Below are 17128 nucleotides of genomic sequence, written 5' to 3' on the forward strand. Positions count from 1 at the left end.
TCGTCATGTTGAGGATCGTTGAACAGTCGACCAGTGATGCGTTGCGCCAGCGGATGGAGAAAGCCGGTTGCGCGTTTGATTTCCTGGTCTTCGCGCCCGAGGCGGTTGATACCGTCGACCAAGCGCTGCATGGCCAGGCGGTAGACCGGCTGTTCCAGTACATCAAGGCTCAATGGCTCGAACAGCACCGTCAGTTGGTCGTGGATCCGTCCGTTGCCGACGTCCCGCCTCCAAACATGAACTGGGACTTGGCCAAAGCCCGACCCAGAGCGCTAGGGCGCGATGAGATCCTTCAACTGGTGCGTGTTGAAAAGACCGGGCGAAACCCGGAATCCTTCGCTTTGTACGACGCGTTCTGCGAGCCACCCTATGGCACTCGCTTCGTTGACGACACGCCCCAGGCGCTGTTCAAGGAATGGCTTGACGTGTTGGGGCTTGCACCGGATGCCCGCGTGGTGGTGGTGGACTGGGTCGATAATTTCAACTTCAACGGGTTGGCCAGCGACGAGCCCGATCCGACCCGGGACCCCTGGAGTGATTATTTCGCCGATGGCATGGAATGGTGGGGCGTTTGGTGCCTGAGTATCTGGAACCCCGAGCGTTGCACGCTGGGGGTGCTGGCGGCGAGCACGACGGATTGAGGCCCAGGAGAGACACGTCCCGATAGTCGAGCCTATACAAAACCCGTGGCGAGGGAGCTTGCTCCCACTCGGCTACATAGCAGCCGCAAAACGGCGAGTGAGCTTTACCTTGATTCCATTAAGGGGCTTGCTTCGCAGGCCATCGGCAGCAAGCTCCCTCGCCACGGGTTTTGCGGCAGTTCAGTTTTGGTCAAGTGATCCATCAAGTCTTCACTGATTTGCCCAATGGATCCGTTGAACCAGCTAAAACCGATACGCCGCCGGCACCTGCGCCTCGATGAATCGCTGCATGTGTTCCAGAAAGCACGCCTGCAATTTCGACAAGGGTCCCTGAATCGGCAGCAACATGCTGAAGTCCATTTCAATCGCCGGCTCGAAGGCGCGGAAGACGATGCCGTTGCCCCGGTATTCGACCGCGCTGATGGCGTCCACCAACGCAACGCCCAGGCCTTGCTCGACGAACGTGCACATGGGCTGGGAAAGCTGCGTCTCCAGGCGCAATTCACGTTCCACGCCGTGTGCGGCGAAGATCGCGTCGATGTGCTGGCGAGAACCAATGGACTGCGGATAGGAGATGAACCGCTCACCGTGCAGGTCTTGCGGCACGATCATCCGGCGATCCGTCAGACGATGGCCAGCGGGAAGGGCGCAGAGCATCCGTGTCGCCAGCAGTTTTTCAGCGCGGGGACTCGGGTAGGTGTTGGGCAGGACGATCAAGCCCAGGTCGCAACGCTGGCCCACCACCAGGTCCACGACTTCCCGCGAGGATTGCACCACCAGGGAAACCTGCACCTGGTCATGCTCGGCCATGAACGCGGCGATGGCCCGTGGCAGGAACGACAAGCCCATGGCCGGCGCGCAGGCGATGTGCAGCGATCCGCGCTTGAGGTTGCGGATGTCCTGTGCGGTCCGCGCGATGCGTTCCACGCCCAGCAGCGACCGCTGCACCTCCTGATAAAGCGTCATGGCTTCGGCGGTGGGTTGCAGCCGCCCCTTGATCCGGTCGAACAGGCTGAAGCCGATGTCTTCTTCCAGGCTGGCGATCAGCCGGGTCGCGGCGGGCTGGGAAATGTGCAGCATCTCGGCGGCGCGGGTCACCGTCTGCCCCAGGATCACTGCGCGAAAGGCTTCGAGCTGACGAAGGTTCATGGGCTTACCTATCCATAACAAAAAGACATGAACTGGACAAAATAAAGCATTTTTCACGAGCGCGGCAGCGCCCTAGCATCTTGTCCATCAAAGCATGTGTCCGAAATAAAGGCCTGTGCCCCCTGCAAGAAGCACCTCCACGGTAAAGAGCTGCCATGCAAAAAACTGATGTCATCATCGTCGGCGGTGGGTTGGTAGGTATGTCCATCGCTTATGGCCTGGCCCTGCTCGGACGCCAGGTGAGTGTGCTCGACGAGGGCGACGATGCCATACGCGCCGCCCGGGGCAACTTCGGTTTGCTCTGGGTCCAGGGCAAGGGTTTTGGGATGAGTCCTTATGCGCAATGGACCCGTGAGTCCGTGGCGCTGTGGCCACGCTTCGCCGCTGCGTTGCAGGCCGATACCGGCATCGATATCCACCTGCGCCAGCAGGGCGGTTTCCAACTGTGCCTGAGCGACGCGGAAATGGCCGAGGAGGCCGCGCGCCTTGGCTGGCTGCGCGAAGCCCTTGACGGCGATTACCCCTACGAACTGCTGGCACCGGCACAACTGCGCAGCCGTCTGCCCGGCATCGGGCCAGACGTGGTGGGCGGTTGCTTCTCGCCCATGGACGGTCATGTGAATCCGTTGAAACTGTTGCGTTCGCTCTACGCCGCATGCCAGGCCCGGGGCGTAACGTTGATCAATGGTCATCACGTCGATGCAATCGAACCCGATGCCAGTGGTTTTCGGCTACGTGCCGGCGACCAGCACTGGTCGGCCCGGCAGGTTGTCCTGGCCGCTGGCCTGGGCAATCGGAGCTTGGGTGAAATGGTTGGTCTGGATGTGCCCGTGCAACCGAACCGAGGGCAGATCCTGGTGACCGAGCGCCTCAAGCCCTTTCTCGATTACCCCACCACTTACGTGCGTCAGACCGACGAGGGCACCGTGCAATTGGGCGATTCCCATGAATCGGCAGGTTTCGACGATGGCACCGGTAGCCAAGTCATGGCTGCTATCGCGAGGCGCGCGGTGCAGTGTTTCCCGCTGTTGGGTGACGTGCGGCTGGTGCGTGCCTGGGGCGCGTTGCGGGTGATGAGCGCGGACGGGTTCCCCATCTACGAAATGTACCAGGGCTGCCCCGGGCTGTCGGTCGTCAGTTGCCACAGTGGTGTGACGTTGGCCGCCGCTCATGCCCTGCGCCTGGCCCCGTGGATTGCCGGTGAATTCGATGACCCGGCCGTGAAGCCATTCGGCTTGCACCGCTTTAGCTCATCCGTGGAGGTACGCCATGCTGGCTGACAGCCTTTTCAGACCTTTGGTCGCTGCGCAGCACAATGTGTTGATCGAATTCGAAGGCCAACCGTTGAGCGTGCCGGGGAATGTCTCGCTGGCGGCCGCCTTGCTCGCCAGCGGCGTCCGCCATACCCGCGAAAGCGCCATCAACGGCAGGCCCGGGGCGCCGTATTGCATGATGGGCGTGTGCTTCGAATGCCTGGTGCAGGTGGATGACCAGGCCAACGTCCAATCCTGCCTGGTGGCCGTGCGCGCCGGCATGCGCGTGCGCCGTCAATGTGGCGCCGCCAGCCTGGTAACGGGCCGGGAGCAAAGCGATGAGTAACGTCGCGATCGATCTGGTCATCATCGGCGCCGGACCTGCCGGCATGAGCGCGGCGCTCGAAGCCCGGTCCCGTGGATTGTCAGTGGTGGTACTGGACGAACAGGCCAGCCCCGGCGGGCAGATCTATCGCCAGGTCCTTCACGCCGATGCCTGCAGCCGCGCGGTCCTGGGTGAGGATTACCGCGTGGGCGCTGGATTGGCGGCGGAATTCATGCAGTGTGGAGCCCGCTATTTGCCCAACGCGGCAATCTGGCAAGTCACACCGCAGCGCGCGGTTCATTACCTGATCGACGGCCGTGCGCGAGTCTTGCAGGGGCGCCATCTGCTGATTGCCACCGGCGCCCTCGAACGGCCGATGCCGATTCCCGGCTGGACCTTGCCCGGGGTGATGACCGCCGGCGCGGGGCAGATCTTGCTCAAGAGCGCGGCGATGGTTCCGGCCGGGCCCGTGGTCCTGGCAGGTTGTGGTCCGCTGTTGTACCTGCTGGCAGTGCAGTACCTGCGGGCCGGGATCGTCATCGACGCGCTGGTCGATACCAGCCATCGGCGCGATCTCATCAAGGCCTGGCGTGAGATACCCGGGGCGCTCCGTGGTTGGCGTGACTTGCTCAAGGGGGCGGGGTTACTGGCTGAATTGAAGCGTGCCGGTATCCGCCATTTTCGCGGTGCCGCTCATTTGCGCATCGAGGGCGAGGATCGTGCCAGGGCGTTGAGTTTCGACAGTGGCGGGCGGCATCACCAGGTAGGTGCCGAGCTGATTTTGTTGCACCAGGGCGTGGTCCCTCATACGCAGGTCAGCCGGTCGCTGCGCCTGGAACATGACTGGAGCGAGTCGCAGCTGTGCTGGGTCCCGCGCCGCAATGGCTTTGGCGAAACCAGTGCTCCTGGCATCTTCATTGCCGGTGACGGCGGTGGCATCGGCGGCGCCCAGGTGGCGCGACTCGAAGGGCGGTTGGCGGCGCTGGCCGTGGCCGGATGTCAGGAGCCCGCGCGTCGCGTCCAGAAGGCATTACGCCGCGCCCGTGCGGCGCGGCCATTGATCGATGCCCTTTATCGCCCATCGACGCAGAGCTGCGTTCCCGCCGATGACGTCACGGTGTGCCGCTGCGAAGAAGTCAGCGCCGGTGATATCCGCCGTCATGTCGACCTCGGCTGCCTGGGGCCCAACCAGACCAAGGCCTTCGGCCGCTGCGGCATGGGCCCGTGCCAGGGCCGCCAGTGTGGCTTGACTGTCACGCAGATCATCGCCGCCCATCGCCGGGTTTCACCCGCCGAGGTCGGCGACTACCGCATCCGTGCGCCCCTCAAACCCATCACGCTGGCCCAACTGGCCGGCGAAAGCCACTCATTGGAGCAACTGTCATGACCATCCAACGTATCGAAAGCAACCCGCGCCTGAGCCGTAGCGTCGTGCACAACGGCGTGGCCTGGCTCAGCGGCATCGTCGCCGCCGATTGTAGCCAGGACATCGAGGGCCAGACCCGCCAGGTGCTGCAACGGGTCGATGAACTGCTCGCCGCGTCGGGTAGCGATAAACGTCGGCTGCTCAGCGTGCAAATCTGGATGAAAGACATGGGGCGCGATTTCGCCGCGATGAATGCGCTGTGGAGTGATTGGGTCGAGGCCGCGCATACCCCGGCGCGGGCCACCGCACAGGTGGCGTTCGATGACCCGCAGATCCTGCTGGAACTGATCGTCACCGCGGCGGTGTAGCACCGCCGGACCGCTGTGCTGCCGTCCCCGGGCAAGACGACCACCAGAGCCGTCGCCCGCGCTTGTTCACGTTGCTGCTGCCATAACGGACGGCTTCCCCCCGGAGCGTCCGAAATCAATAACATCGCATCCGGAGCTAATGAATGAACATCAAACGCATTGCACTTAACCTGGGCATCGTCTCGTTGCTGGCGTTCGGCGCCAACCTGCAGGCCGCGCAGACTTCGTTGCGCATCGGCATCGAAGCGGCCTATCCACCGTTCGCCTCTAAAACCCCGGACAACGCCATCGTGGGTTTCGACTACGATATCGGCCAGGCCTTGTGCGCCGAGATGAAGGTCCGTTGTGAATGGAAAGAGCAGGAGTTCGATGGCTTGATCCCGGCGCTCAAAGTGAAGAAAGTCGACGCGGTGATTTCCTCCATGTCGATCACGCCGGAGCGGATGAAATCGGTCGACTTTACCGACCGTTACTACCGAATCCCGGCTCGCCTGGTGTTTCGCAAGGGCAGCGGCATCAACGCGATTCCCGCGCAGCTCAAGGGCAAGCGAATCGGCGTGCAACGGGCGACCAACTTCGATCGCTACGTCACCGACAAGCTTGCCCCGGCCGGCGCCGAAGTCATCCGCTACGGTTCGCAGAACGAGATCTTCCTCGACCTGCTGGGCGGCCGTCTGGACGCGACGATGGCCAGTTCGGTCGTCATCGACGAAAGCTTGCTCAAGCGGCCGGAAGGCAAGGATTTTGAATTTGTCGGACCCAATTTCGTCGAAGAACAATACTTCGGCACGGGCATCGGTATCGCGGTGCGCAAAAACGATCCGCTGGCGAGCCGCTTCAACCGGGCCCTGGCAACCATTCGCGCCAATGGCACGTACGATCGGATTCGCCAAAAATATTTCGATTTCGATATCTACGGTGAATAATCAGCGCATTGCCCACGGCCTGTAGGCGCTGGCCGGCAGGCCTCATGTTCCATAACTCGGGGTGATTCATGAAAACCAAAGCGGTACTCACGGAACAGGACGTTGCACAACTACTGGTGGCGGCCAAGGAGCTTGCTCACCAGCGCCAATGGGCGGTGTCGGTGTGTGTGGTGGACGATGGCGGGCATCCCCTCGGGCTGCTGCGCCTGGACGGCGCGTCGCCCTTGTCGACCTACATCGCCACCGAAAAAGCCCGCACCGCCGCCATGGGACGGCGTGACAGCAAGGCCTTCGAGGACATGATCAACGGCGGCCGCCTGGCCTTCTTGAGCGCGCCGCACTTGCAGGGCATGCTCGAGGGCGGCGTGACGATCCGCCATGACGGCCAATGCATCGGCGCCATCGGAGTTTCCGGTGTGAAGGCCGAGGAAGATGCGGAGCTGGCGCGGTTGGCGGTGGAGACGGTGCTGCCGGTAATCACGCCCGATGCGTGATGCTATTTCCCCTCGGTCTGCACAAATCTTCCAGACAGAGGCCCGAGCAGCCGTTAATCTGCCGGAGCACATCGACTAGACGGAAAGAAACATGACAGCGCGCAACTGGATCGATCTCAAGCAGGACGCCACGTCCGGCATCGAGACCGTGCGCGCGCATTTCGAGGGGCATGCCTACGATCCGCATTGGCACGACGCCTACCTGGTGGGCGTGACGGAGCAGGGCGTGCAGCAGTTCCATTGTCGCCGACAACAACACACCAGCACGCCGGGCAAAGTGTTCCTGCTCGAGCCCGGCGAACTGCATGACGGTAACGCCCCTCACGAACACGGTTTCACCTACCGCACGTTGTATCTCGAACCGCAATGGCTGGAGCGCGAACTGCGCTCGCTGTTCGAAGAAGCGCCGGACAACGCCCGCCTGGGCTTCGCCGCAACCCTCAACGACGACGCACAACTGGCGCGCGCCACCGCCACGGCTTTCCAGAGCTTGCATGAACAGGACATCCTGATCGTGCGCCAAACCGCCCTCGACATGCTGCTGTCCAACCTCACCCAACACCTGCACTGGCGCGCGCGGATCAATCCCGACCCGCGCTTGCCGCTGGTGGCCCAGCAGGCCCGCGACTACCTGCACAGCCATTTGAGCGAGGACATCGGCCTCGACGACCTCGCGCGGGCCACCGGTGTGGATCGCTTTCGCCTGAGCCGCGCGTTCAAAACCGCTTTCGGCCTGGCGCCCCATGCTTACCTGATCCAGCTGCGCCTGGCTCGGGCGCGACGTCTGCTGGCTCGTGGCGAAAGCGCCGTGGCGGTGGCTGCGATGCTCGGTTTTGCCGACCAGAGCCACCTCGGCCGTTGGTTCCAGCGTGCCTATCGCATGAGCCCGGCGGACTATCGCAAGCGAGCACTCCGGAACCAATGAACCGGTTCATTCGCTTTGTTGCGGTACAAGGGCGCTCCAACGGGCGAGCGCCATGGCGCTTTCATTGTGGTTGCGATCAAGTGCTGTCACGGCATACATCATCCCCTCGGAACTCGACGGTGACGTATCCACCCAACACTGTTGTGTTCCCGCCCTACGCACCGTAGCGATCAGATTTTCAGGATTGTCGATCATGACTGACTGATTGCACGCGAATCTGTAAATCGCGTAGTACACGGTCCCCTCGTCATTTCCATCCACCCATCGAAGTTCAACCCCTTGCGACGCCGTGCGGCATTCCGGCTCTATGGGTGGGGCGGGGGGCTTTGTGCCTTTCCACGGCATGGAAGGAACGAGCGCCAGGGTTGGCCATATACTTTGCTTGATCACACCTGTCGCGGGCAGCACCGCCGGGGCATGGAAGAATGACGCTCGAAAAAGAACACTTCCGTGAACGCCCTCCGATGTGAGGTTCCACAGGAGTTGGTTACCGATTTCAGTCGTGCCATTTTCCACGAGCCACTGTGGTTCCGCACTGCTGGCGACTCCTACTTTATAGAGTGCCATGCCGATATATAGATGCACACTTTTGCCGCGAACGACACTTGCCCACCAGTTCGAAATAATGTCGTACTGCACTATTCTGCGCGTCAGCGGCCAATACACTTGAGGCGCGATATAGTCGAGCAGTTCATCCAATACCCACTGTCTCGTATCGGCGAACTGCTTATCGTAGGTGGGACTGCCGGCCGTGGTATCCGACCCCTCTATATCGTCTCTTTGGTTGCGCCATACTCCTGCGGGACTGACACCGAACTTGACATGTGATTTCGAGGCTCGTATTCGCCTGGAAAGCAGGGCTATCATCTCGGTGATGTTATTTCGGCGCCAATCGCCCTTGTCTTGAAAGGCATTACCATACTTCGCAAAAGTGTCCGCATCATCAAGTGGCGAGTCTGGCGTTTCGTAATAGAAATAATCATCGAGATGAACGCCATCGATGTCGTAGTTGTCGACCACTTCCATGATGCCTTGAATAACCCAATCCCTTGCCTCTGGAACCCCTGGGTCCAGCACGAATCGCTGCGCGGCGATGCGGACCCAGTCATGATTCGACGAGTAAACACTGACGGGCGAGGCGGGGGGCACGTTACTCAACGCCTCGACAGTGCTTTGTCTTGTATTCATGGAGACTCTGTATGGGTTGAACCATGCGTGCAGCTCCAAGTTGCGCAGGTGTGCCTGCTCGATGGCGAACTGCAATGGATCGTAACCGGGATCCTGGCCCAAAGTGCCAGTAAGTTAGGCCGACCAAGGCAGTACTTGCGAACGGTAGAAGGCATCGCAAGCCGGTTTGACCTGAAAGAACACCGCATTGAGCCGCAGCTTGACTGCCTCGTCCAGCAGGTTTTTGAGTTCGTTCTTTTGTTGGTTGATGCGTGCCTGAGGATCAACAAGCGAGAGGGAGTTTTTTGACGGCCAGTCGAGATTGATTACTGTCGAGATCCACGTGCCTCGAAGATGGCGCTTGATGTTAGTCAAAGTATTACTCCCCGCAGAAAATATGATGTGTGCGGACAGGAATATAAATGAAGTAGTCAGGGTTGGTTGTTCAGCGTGCTGTCAATTTTGCGGCGAGATATTGCACGATCGAAGTGTGTAACTTGGCATTGCCATATGCGTCCGGTAACAGGGTTCCTCGACTAGCTTCGCGGGTCGGTTTTTACAGTAATGCACTGAGCCCGGTGGACTAGCGCAAGCGCTGCTCAATTGTTCCAGACTCAATACGGCGGCATCGGGATGATCAGCTCTACGATCACCAATGAGAAGTCGCTCCATGGACCAATTACTGCCGTTTGCCTTGTTTGCCTTCGTCGCCTCCATCACGCCGGGCCCGACCAATATCCTCGTACTGAGCCACAGCTCACGCTACGGCCTGGCGACCACTTGGCCGATAATCCTCGGCGCTTGCGCAGCCGCCGCCATGTTGGTGCTATTGGTGGGCACCGGGCTGGGGGACGTGCTGGCCCGGCATGGCATGGTTCAAACGGCGCTGTCATGGGCCGGCATCGCCTGGCTCAGCTGGATGGCTTGGCAGATCTACAGCGCACCGGCTGAAGCCATCGACCCGGACCGACCTGTGGACGGGCCCCGACTCGGCCTGGTGGGCGCCGCCGGGTTGCAGCTGGTGAATCCCAAGACCTGGATGATGGCGTTGGCGGTGGTCAGCGTGTTCGCCGGGTCCGAGGCCGACCGTACGGCGCGGGTGCTGTGGCTGTCCCTCGCATTCTTCGCGATTTCGATCCCCTGCATGACTGCCTGGGCCTGCTTGGGGCGTGGCGCGGCGAGGTTTTGCCGTTCCGCCGTTGCGATGGGCCGCTTCAATCGGGCCATGGCGGTGTTGCTGCTGGTCTCGGCGTGGTTGACGTTGGTTGTCTAGTCGAGAGCCGCTTAGATGGCGGCCTGACGCGAAGGGGCAACGGGTTCGCTGCACGCACCCAGGCGCCGGGTGCGATTAGCCGCGAGCCTGTGCCCCAGTCTCGCAACCCCTTGCAACGCTTCGCCGGTTTCAAAAAGCGTCCGATTTCGACAGCATCGCCCAACCCTGAGCTGAGCGTGCTCACCACTTCGAACGCTCGAACGACCCCAAGGAAGGAGGTCCATCATGTCCATTCAAACTCATGTCGCCATCATCGAGGCCAAGCTGCCCGGCTGGTTGAAGCGAGCCGCGCGCCCTCATCAGACGCGCTTGAAAGCCCTCATGAAGCAGTTACAGAGCGACAGCGACGCACTCAACGCGTTGGTTGCCGACCTGCCGAAACCAGCGGTTTTCGCAACCAACCTGCTGCAAGCCGAGCCACAGATACAACGCTGGATTGCGGTAAACGGCTTTGGCACGGCTGTCGATGCGGTGAGCAGGGCAAGGGTGAGTCGCACCCACTACATCCGTGACCCCGCCCTCACGGTGGTGAAAGCCGCGATGCAAAATTTCCCGTCCGCCGATGCTGTGACAGGTAGCGACTTCGATAAGGACGGCGTGCTCTACATTCAAGGTCGCAGCCTGGAGTTCCAGGACGCCGAAGAACGATCGGATACCGCGGCATTGCCCATGTCACCCGCCGAATTTGCGCGTCTTTGCCGCCGGATTAACGCAGGCGGGGCTTACCGACAGGTGCTCGAAAGCAGGTTGCCGCACCTCGGCGCCGAAGTCCCCGCCATTGCGCATGTCTACATGAGCTATGCACGCAGCCGTCTCGCCTACGATGCCTATGAAGCGAAGTTGGACGGGCGCCTGGATGAAACCGGCGAGCGGATGCTGGCCCACGTCGGTGTGCACCTGGAAGAGCGACCTGCCGTGCCGCTGGCTTGCGAGGTCAAGTCCCTTGAGCTGCTGTCGGTGCCGTTGTTCGGTGCACGGGTTTACTGGGGCGTGCAAGGCAACGCCGAAGGCGTTCGGCCAGTCGTCCTGCACATGCCCCATGATGCGGTGGCGCCCCTCAAGCAATTCAAAAGCCTGCAAGCCATGTCTGCCGAGCTGATCGAACGGGTACGTAAACGCAGTTATCGCCAGAGCCTGATGCATTACTTCCCGTTGCGCTTGCAGGCCTCGTTGGGGACCGCGTTGCACGATCAGGTGGAATGGCGGGTGGATGCCCACCCTAACGTGATGCAGGAGATCTACGGCCGCATCACCGGCTGGCGCGAGGGTGAGCGGGGCGAGGACGGGACGCGGGAACGCATCCGGGTGCCGATACCAAAGGTTGCCTGGGGCCTGGGTGATCTGCGCGAGCAGCCTTGGCCCGCTTGCTATCGCGAGTGGCGCGGCCATGTATTGGCCAACGCGGCTACGCTGATGGTTCCCACCGAGGAGAAGGACTGGCAGGCGCGGATGGCGCGGTTTGCCTACTGGGAAAGCCTTGCCGAGCGTGCGTTGATGGTCACGGCCATGCTGTTCCCGTTCTACGCACCGGTTGGCATGACCGCGGCGGCGGTCGGGGGCGCGCAGATGGTGTATGAGATTTTTGAAGGCATCCAGGCGTTCAACGAAGGCCAGGCCCAGGAGGGCATCGACCATATCTTCAATGTCTTGTTCGGGATCGCCCAAGGTGCCTATCTGGGATTCGTGGGCGGGACCCTCGAGCCGATGTCCGCCCATGACGGTAGCACGCGCTTGTGGAACGGCGATGTGCGTAGTTTCCGGGCGCAAGGCGTGCCGCCGGCAGAAGCCGAACAGGACGCGTGGGGCGTCTGGCGCACACCGGAGCAGGCCTGGGTTCGAATCGACGATGACTACTTCGAAGTCCAGGGAGCCGGCGACGTGCTCGACCTGCGCTTGCCTGCCGACCATCGTGGTATCCGACCGCCCCTGAAGTGGAACCGTGCCCGTGGTTGGCAGTGGGCCCATCGCGATCCGATGCAGCAGGGCAACCTGGAGCTGCTGCGATCCTTCGCCGAAACACCCTCCGAGCTGGATGACCAGACAATCCTCTCATTGCAGCGCCAGACAGGTATCAACGAGGAACATCTACGCTATTTGCAGGTCGAGGGCCAGCCATTGCCGGCAATACTCGCCGACAGTCTGGATGACGCGAGGAACTGGCAGGACCTGAAACAGGCCGTCGCACGACTGCGCCGCAATGAGTCGATGGGGGGCGCGCACTTTCGGATCGTCCAGACCCTTGTCGATCTTCCAGGCTGGCCGAGAGGCGCCACGCTGCGCTACGACGATGGCGTCAGGGTCTACCCCATTGGGCGTGCGGGCGACGTGCGGTTTATCCGATTGACCAGCACAGATTTGCAGAGCGATGCCTGGGCCAACTATGTGCTCTCGAATTTGGGCAGGGAAGAACAGACCGAGATACTCGGGCAACGCAGCATCGGCCTGCGCCCAGCAGAGCGTAGTCGGCTGTTGGCGGACCGCTGGGCCGACCTGTTGGAGCGCAACGCGGTACGGGTGACCGATGGCATGCGTCGCGGTGTCGAGCTGGATCCGTTGGCCGCGCCGATCAAGCGTGCTTTTCCCGGTATGCCGGAGTCCATCGCCAACGAGCTTGCCCGTCAAACGACGGGGGTCGAACGGTTGCGCTTGGTCCAAGGGCGTGTGGCCGGGGACTTGGGTGACCAATGCGCCGAAGCGTTGCGTGAGTTGCGCCTGACCCGCGCGCTGGGCGCATTGGAACGCGGTGAAAGCACCGGCGACCGGGATCGCCTGGTCATGGGCCTGCTCGACCAGTCGCCGCTGGCCAAGGGGCGTTTGCATCTTCGCCTGTGGTCGCGGGAACTCCGAACTCCGCTTGAGCTGGAAGGAGAAGGGCCGATGAAGACCATCCGCCAGGAAGGTGAGCGATACCAGCCTTTCGATGAACAAGGTGAAGAACTGGTGGGCCCTCTCCCGTTGGAGGACGCGCTGCTCAGGGCCATGCCCGATGACGCGCGCAAGGCGCTCGGCCTGGATATATGGGAAGCGACGAAGCTGCGCACCCGTTTGCTTGACCAGGCCTTGGATGATCGGCAGGCACTCCGTGGTTTCCTACAGATGAAGCGCATCGGTGATGACGGGCCCGGCCTGCAATCGCTCAACGGCCGCATGGGTTACCCGCTCAGCGGGCGTGGACGCCTTCCTCTATCGGCGTGGCGCAACGGCCTGGACCATCGGATCGAACAGCTTTATCCCGGTCATGCCGGTGATGCCATGGTCCAGCTTCGGCTGGATCTGAGCCAGCAGGCGAGGCGGGCGGGCACGACGCTGGAGGTGTTGGTCGACCGGCTGCAAGCCCAGTGGACGGCACTTGACCAAGAGCTGCATCACTGGGAATCCCATGGAGACGTGCATCACCCCGCCGAGAACCTGCTCGACCCGCAGGCGCGGGCCGAGCAGCGCAGGATCGTCGGCGGGGAAATCCGCCGTGCCTGGCGACGCACCCCGGTTCCGGGCCAGGAGGGGAGCGAGGTGCGGTTGAAGCTGTCGGGGCACTACCTCGGCCGATTACCGACCATCAGCGCAAATTTCGAGCACATCGAAGAGTTGATGTTGACGAATCTGAGCCTGGATGAGGACCCATCTGATTTCCTCCGGTTGTTTCCCAACATCGATACCTTGCACCTGCGGGGCAACCAGCTGAATACGATACCCGTGGCTGCCGGCGAGTTGCGCGGGCTGCTGGAGTTGTCGATGAAAGACAATCCCTTGTTGATGACCGCCGATGTCTTCGTACCTCTGCTTGGCGGCGATTCGGCGAGCAACCTGCATATCCTGAACCTGTCGGGAGTCAGCAGTGGGGTAGGGCCGTCGATGAGTGCCGCCACGGTCGAGGCCATCGGTCGCCTCGCCGAGCTGCCTTCGCTGCAGGACCTGGTATGGGCTGATAATCTGCATTTCACTCCCGAGCAGCTGCGAGCCATCGCCGCCTTGCCGGAGCTGCGCATCTTGAACCTGTCGCGCTGTGGCCTGAGGCTCGATGAGGAAGGCAGCGCATTCCTGCGCACGGCGACCGGGCTGGAGGAGCTCGCCTTGAACGGCAACAATTGCACCCATCTGCCAAGCCTGCCCGAGCTCAGACTGTTGCGGGACCTGGGACTGGCCAATACCGGGCTCGATACGGTGCCCCCGGCGGCCCTGGCGATGCTGTCCAATCCATCCGCCGCGCATATCACCCTCGACCTCATGAATAATCGGATCAGCAATATCCAGGATGACCTGCTGCCTCTATTGGGCGGTGAGCCAACACCTGAGGTGCTGGCAATACTCCTTCAGAACAATCCGTTGCCGAGCGCCCAGATCCAAGCGCTTCGCGTCTTGCGACCGGAGGCCTTTCGCTACACGGCCGATGATTGGTTGAAGGGCTTTGACTCTTTTCGAGGCTCCCTGGAGGCGGCGCGCGATGAGCCCGGGAACAGGCGGTTCATTGACTGGTTTTCAGTCCGGATGACCAGCGATATCAACAGTGCCGACCCGGGGCTGCCGTCCAATGCTCGTTCCAGGGGAGCCGCCGTGCTTCAGCATTACACGAATTTCGAGGACATCTATGCCGAGCTACCGAGCCGACTGACAGACTTTGATCCACAACTGGCAGCGCTGCGCAGCCGGTTGCAGGCGCGCATCCTGGACAGGGTATCGCCTGATTTGTCAGAGCTTGAAGTACACATATCCATGTTCATTACGGTACAGCGCGCCCGCCTTTTGAATGAGCCAGTGCCTTTTGCCAGTTTCATGAGAATTCAATACGACTTCTGGAATTACTCGCTATCGCTCAGGCCGCTCACTGTTGCCGAGCGTGCCGCACTGATGAGCCGGGAGGCGTTCATCGACTGGCTTTGCACGGCCCAGGACATTTTCAACGATGCTGATCAAGTCGCTTTCGTAGGGGAAACCACTTGGCGGCCGTACCTTGGCCTGATGTCCCGGGACTGGACTGAAGGAGCGACCATTTGGGAAAGCGTGGACGAGAAGCTGTCGGATGCCTTCAGCGAACCGGTGGACGCGGCCGGCTGGCCGCAAGCGCTGCTGGACAACCTCAGGCATCCAACCGCCGATCTACCGAGTGCCTGGGAGCACGCTCCGGTGGATGGCCAGATGGTTTGGCGCCGAGCGAACCTGGAGGCCGTGAACGATGTGGACTGGACTGCTGGCCAGCCGGTGGCACTCAATGATGATCAGTTCCGGCGCACCATGGCGATCTACCGCTCGGTGAGGACTCGGGAGATCGACGCCCTGGTTCGTCGCGTGACTACCGATCTGGTCGATCCATGGTGGCCGTTGCGGCCTCAATAGCGTCCATACCCTTGCCTGAGGCCTGTCGCCTGAATACCAGGGCCTTGAGGCCACAGGCCGGGTCAGCGTCTGGAAACTCCGGGGGATTGGCCAGCCGCTCTGCAAATAACAGCCCCGGCGCTTCGCGCATGACACCGTCGATGAGGAAGTCCGGGCCGGTGGCCGGATCGTTGCTGCAAGCCAGGACGGTTCCGGCAGGCGTCAACAGTTCCGGCAGGCGGCGCAGTACACGCTGATAGTCCTTGGTCAGCAGAAAGCTGCCTTTCTGGAAAGTGGGTGGATCGATGATGACAAGGTCGTACGGCCCGTTGTTGATGACCTTGCCCCAGGACTTGAACAAGTCGTGGCCGAGGAAACTGACCTGGCCCAGGTCATGGCCATTCAACCGGTGATTGTCGCGTCCACGGCTCAAGGCCGCGCGGGACATATCCAGGTTGACCACGTGGTGCGCACCGCCGGCAATGGCCGCTACCGAAAAACCGCAGGTGTAGGCGAAGAGGTTCAGCACCCGCATGCCAGAGGCATTGGCCCGCACCCAGTCGCGCCCGTAGCGCATGTCGAGGAACAGGCCGTTGTTCTGCTTCCTTCCCAGATCGATTCGGTAGCGCAGGCCGCCTTCGGTCAGGGTCCATTCATCGATCGGTTCGCCTATCAGCCACTGGGTGAGACTGTCGGGCAGGTATCGATACTGCACGGCGAGGGTATGGGCGCCGCTGTGTTGCCAGGCGGGCGAGGCGGCGAGGGCGCGCAGCATGGTGAACAAGTCATCCAGTTGCGTTGGATCGGGCTCCTTGAACAGCGAAACCAGCACCACGCCTTGCAGCCAGTCGACAGTGATTTGCTCCAGCCCTGGCCAGCAGCGCCCGCGACCGTGGAATAGGCGACGGGTTTCGTCGGGCACCGATCCCAGCGCCGTCGACAAGTGGCTCTGCAATGTTTGAAGGGCTTGAGGATTCATCAGAAAAAACGCCAGCGACTCGAAAGGCCGGCATTTTAACCACCGGCGAACCGGGTGCAATCCCTGTGGCGAGCAAGCTTGCTCGCGCTTGAGTGCGAAACGCTCACACGATTGGGGCTGCTGCTAGCCGCCGCTGGTCGCCAGGATGCTCGCCACCTGTTGCGGCTGGCAATTGAGATAGGCCGAACGCTTGAGCCACGCCGGGTCGGGGTACCAGGAAAACATGAATTGCCCACCCTTGAGCTTGTCGATCACCTGGCGCGCCACTTGCGGGCGTACGGCGGGGCAGCCGAGGCTGCGGCCGATGCGACCCTGGCGCGCGCTCCACAGCGGATTCACATAATCGGCGGCGTGGATCACGATCGCCCGGTCCCGGGCCAGGTCGTTGAAACCGGGTTCGAGGCCGTCCATGCGCAGTGAATAGCCATGGGCGCCCTGGTAGCTTTCCTGGGTACGGAACAACCCGAGGCTGGACTGATAACTGCCCAGGCGATTGGAGAACTGCGTGGCGAAGTTTTCCCCGGATTTCTGCCCGTGGGCCACCAGGTCGCGCAGCACCAGCTTTTTCTGGCGCAGGTCGAAAATCCATAGCCGGCGGGCCGTGGACGGTTGCGAATAGTCGATCACCGCCAGGTGGCGGGCCTGTCCAGCGCCGTTGGCAACTGCGCACTGCATCGCACTCAGGGCACTTTTCAGCGCCTGGGGATTGAGTTCCGGCGCGGCGTGGGCGAGGCTGTTGTAAAGAGGCTGGGTCTTGGGCTTTTCGGCCAGCGCGGGGCTGCACACGACGCCCAGGCTGGTCATGACCAGGCAAAGTCGGCGCAAGTAGGCCGATACAGGCGAAAACAGCTTATGGTGGCGTTCGTTTGCGGCATCCCGTCCGGTTTCGTTTGTCTGCATGATGGCGGGTCGTACCTGTCGCAAAATTCACCGTCAACGAGACGGCCATGGA

The 17128-nt window shown here is 61.8% G+C and carries 13 protein-coding genes and 1 pseudogene; 10 read left to right on the forward strand and 4 right to left on the reverse strand.

Annotated features, from left to right (window positions below; translation table 11 throughout):
- Positions 1-5 precede the first annotated feature (5 nt).
- The gene (locus J3P76_RS12575; protein ID WP_434605756.1) at positions 6-641 is read left to right on the forward strand and encodes a hypothetical protein; all 636 of its coding nucleotides are present in this window, start codon (positions 6-8) and stop codon (positions 639-641) included.
- Positions 642-884: 243 nt separating this feature from the next.
- Here the strand turns inward: J3P76_RS12575 and J3P76_RS12580 are convergent, their stop codons facing one another.
- Positions 885-1790, reverse strand: coding sequence for a LysR substrate-binding domain-containing protein (locus J3P76_RS12580; RefSeq protein ID WP_420763910.1), 906 nt, complete (start codon positions 1788-1790; stop codon positions 885-887).
- A 155-nt stretch (positions 1791-1945) separates the two neighbouring features.
- On the opposite strand from J3P76_RS12580, the gene J3P76_RS12585 reads away from it, so the two are divergent.
- From J3P76_RS12585 to J3P76_RS12615, 7 genes are all read left to right on the forward strand, one after another.
- Complete coding sequence (locus tag J3P76_RS12585; RefSeq protein WP_420763911.1) at positions 1946-3070, forward strand: NAD(P)/FAD-dependent oxidoreductase; 1125 nt, start codon at positions 1946-1948, stop codon at positions 3068-3070.
- Positions 3060-3389 (forward strand): (2Fe-2S)-binding protein, encoded by a 330-nt coding sequence (locus J3P76_RS12590; protein ID WP_434605754.1) that lies wholly within the window; start codon positions 3060-3062, stop codon positions 3387-3389. Before J3P76_RS12585 ends, J3P76_RS12590 begins: the two co-directional genes overlap by 11 nt.
- Complete coding sequence (locus tag J3P76_RS12595; RefSeq protein ID WP_434605752.1) at positions 3382-4755, forward strand: FAD-dependent oxidoreductase; 1374 nt, start codon at positions 3382-3384, stop codon at positions 4753-4755. Before J3P76_RS12590 ends, J3P76_RS12595 begins: the two co-directional genes overlap by 8 nt.
- Entirely contained in the window at positions 4752-5102 is a 351-nt protein-coding gene (locus tag J3P76_RS12600; RefSeq protein WP_434605750.1) for a RidA family protein, read from the forward strand. Before J3P76_RS12595 ends, J3P76_RS12600 begins: the two co-directional genes overlap by 4 nt.
- A gap of 143 nt (positions 5103-5245) precedes the next feature.
- On the forward strand, positions 5246-6028 hold the full coding sequence (locus J3P76_RS12605) for an ABC transporter substrate-binding protein (protein WP_420763915.1): 783 nt from the start codon (positions 5246-5248) through the stop codon (positions 6026-6028).
- A 68-nt stretch (positions 6029-6096) separates the two neighbouring features.
- On the forward strand, positions 6097-6522 hold the full coding sequence (locus tag J3P76_RS12610; protein ID WP_420763916.1) for a GlcG/HbpS family heme-binding protein: 426 nt from the start codon (positions 6097-6099) through the stop codon (positions 6520-6522).
- A gap of 91 nt (positions 6523-6613) precedes the next feature.
- On the forward strand, positions 6614-7447 hold the full coding sequence (locus tag J3P76_RS12615; protein WP_420763917.1) for an AraC family transcriptional regulator: 834 nt from the start codon (positions 6614-6616) through the stop codon (positions 7445-7447).
- A gap of 6 nt (positions 7448-7453) precedes the next feature.
- Here the strand turns inward: J3P76_RS12615 and J3P76_RS12620 are convergent.
- Positions 7454-8989: pseudogene (locus J3P76_RS12620) on the reverse strand (family 10 glycosylhydrolase).
- 295 nt (positions 8990-9284) lie between these two features.
- Between J3P76_RS12620 and J3P76_RS12625 the strand changes: the two are divergent.
- Positions 9285-9887 (forward strand): LysE family translocator, encoded by a 603-nt coding sequence (locus J3P76_RS12625; protein ID WP_434605747.1) that lies wholly within the window; start codon positions 9285-9287, stop codon positions 9885-9887.
- A 225-nt stretch (positions 9888-10112) separates the two neighbouring features.
- Positions 10113-15218 (forward strand): dermonecrotic toxin domain-containing protein, encoded by a 5106-nt coding sequence (locus J3P76_RS12630; protein ID WP_434700784.1) that lies wholly within the window; start codon positions 10113-10115, stop codon positions 15216-15218.
- On the opposite strand, the gene J3P76_RS12635 is transcribed toward J3P76_RS12630, so the two are convergent.
- A complete protein-coding gene (locus tag J3P76_RS12635) occupies positions 15175-16176 on the reverse strand; it encodes a class I SAM-dependent methyltransferase (protein WP_434647419.1) in 1002 nt (333 codons plus the stop codon). The genes J3P76_RS12630 and J3P76_RS12635 overlap by 44 nt on opposite strands.
- 123 nt (positions 16177-16299) lie before the next feature.
- Positions 16300-16980: a murein L,D-transpeptidase catalytic domain family protein gene (locus J3P76_RS12640; protein WP_434564106.1), complete on the reverse strand. Its 681-nt coding sequence runs from the start codon at positions 16978-16980 to the stop codon at positions 16300-16302.
- Positions 16981-17128 lie beyond the last annotated feature (148 nt).

This window comes from Pseudomonas sp. D1-36, from assembly GCF_051132205.1.
Classification (GTDB): Bacteria; Pseudomonadota; Gammaproteobacteria; order Pseudomonadales; family Pseudomonadaceae; genus Aquipseudomonas.

Excerpts from the sequence above, each read along its gene's own strand:
- J3P76_RS12575 (WP_434605756.1), top strand. The coding sequence starts at position 6 with ATGTTGAGGATCGTTGAACAGTCGACCAGTGATGCGTTGCGCCAGCGG.
- J3P76_RS12580 (WP_420763910.1), bottom strand. The coding sequence starts at position 1,790 with ATGAACCTTCGTCAGCTCGAAGCCTTTCGCGCAGTGATCCTGGGGCAG.
- J3P76_RS12585 (WP_420763911.1), top strand. The coding sequence starts at position 1,946 with ATGCAAAAAACTGATGTCATCATCGTCGGCGGTGGGTTGGTAGGTATG.
- J3P76_RS12590 (WP_434605754.1), top strand. The coding sequence starts at position 3,060 with ATGCTGGCTGACAGCCTTTTCAGACCTTTGGTCGCTGCGCAGCACAAT.
- J3P76_RS12595 (WP_434605752.1), top strand. The coding sequence starts at position 3,382 with ATGAGTAACGTCGCGATCGATCTGGTCATCATCGGCGCCGGACCTGCC.
- J3P76_RS12600 (WP_434605750.1), top strand. The coding sequence starts at position 4,752 with ATGACCATCCAACGTATCGAAAGCAACCCGCGCCTGAGCCGTAGCGTC.
- J3P76_RS12605 (WP_420763915.1), top strand. The coding sequence starts at position 5,246 with ATGAACATCAAACGCATTGCACTTAACCTGGGCATCGTCTCGTTGCTG.
- J3P76_RS12610 (WP_420763916.1), top strand. The coding sequence starts at position 6,097 with ATGAAAACCAAAGCGGTACTCACGGAACAGGACGTTGCACAACTACTG.
- J3P76_RS12615 (WP_420763917.1), top strand. The coding sequence starts at position 6,614 with ATGACAGCGCGCAACTGGATCGATCTCAAGCAGGACGCCACGTCCGGC.
- J3P76_RS12625 (WP_434605747.1), top strand. The coding sequence starts at position 9,285 with ATGGACCAATTACTGCCGTTTGCCTTGTTTGCCTTCGTCGCCTCCATC.
- J3P76_RS12630 (WP_434700784.1), top strand. The coding sequence starts at position 10,113 with ATGTCCATTCAAACTCATGTCGCCATCATCGAGGCCAAGCTGCCCGGC.
- J3P76_RS12635 (WP_434647419.1), bottom strand. The coding sequence starts at position 16,176 with ATGAATCCTCAAGCCCTTCAAACATTGCAGAGCCACTTGTCGACGGCG.
- J3P76_RS12640 (WP_434564106.1), bottom strand. The coding sequence starts at position 16,980 with ATGACCAGCCTGGGCGTCGTGTGCAGCCCCGCGCTGGCCGAAAAGCCC.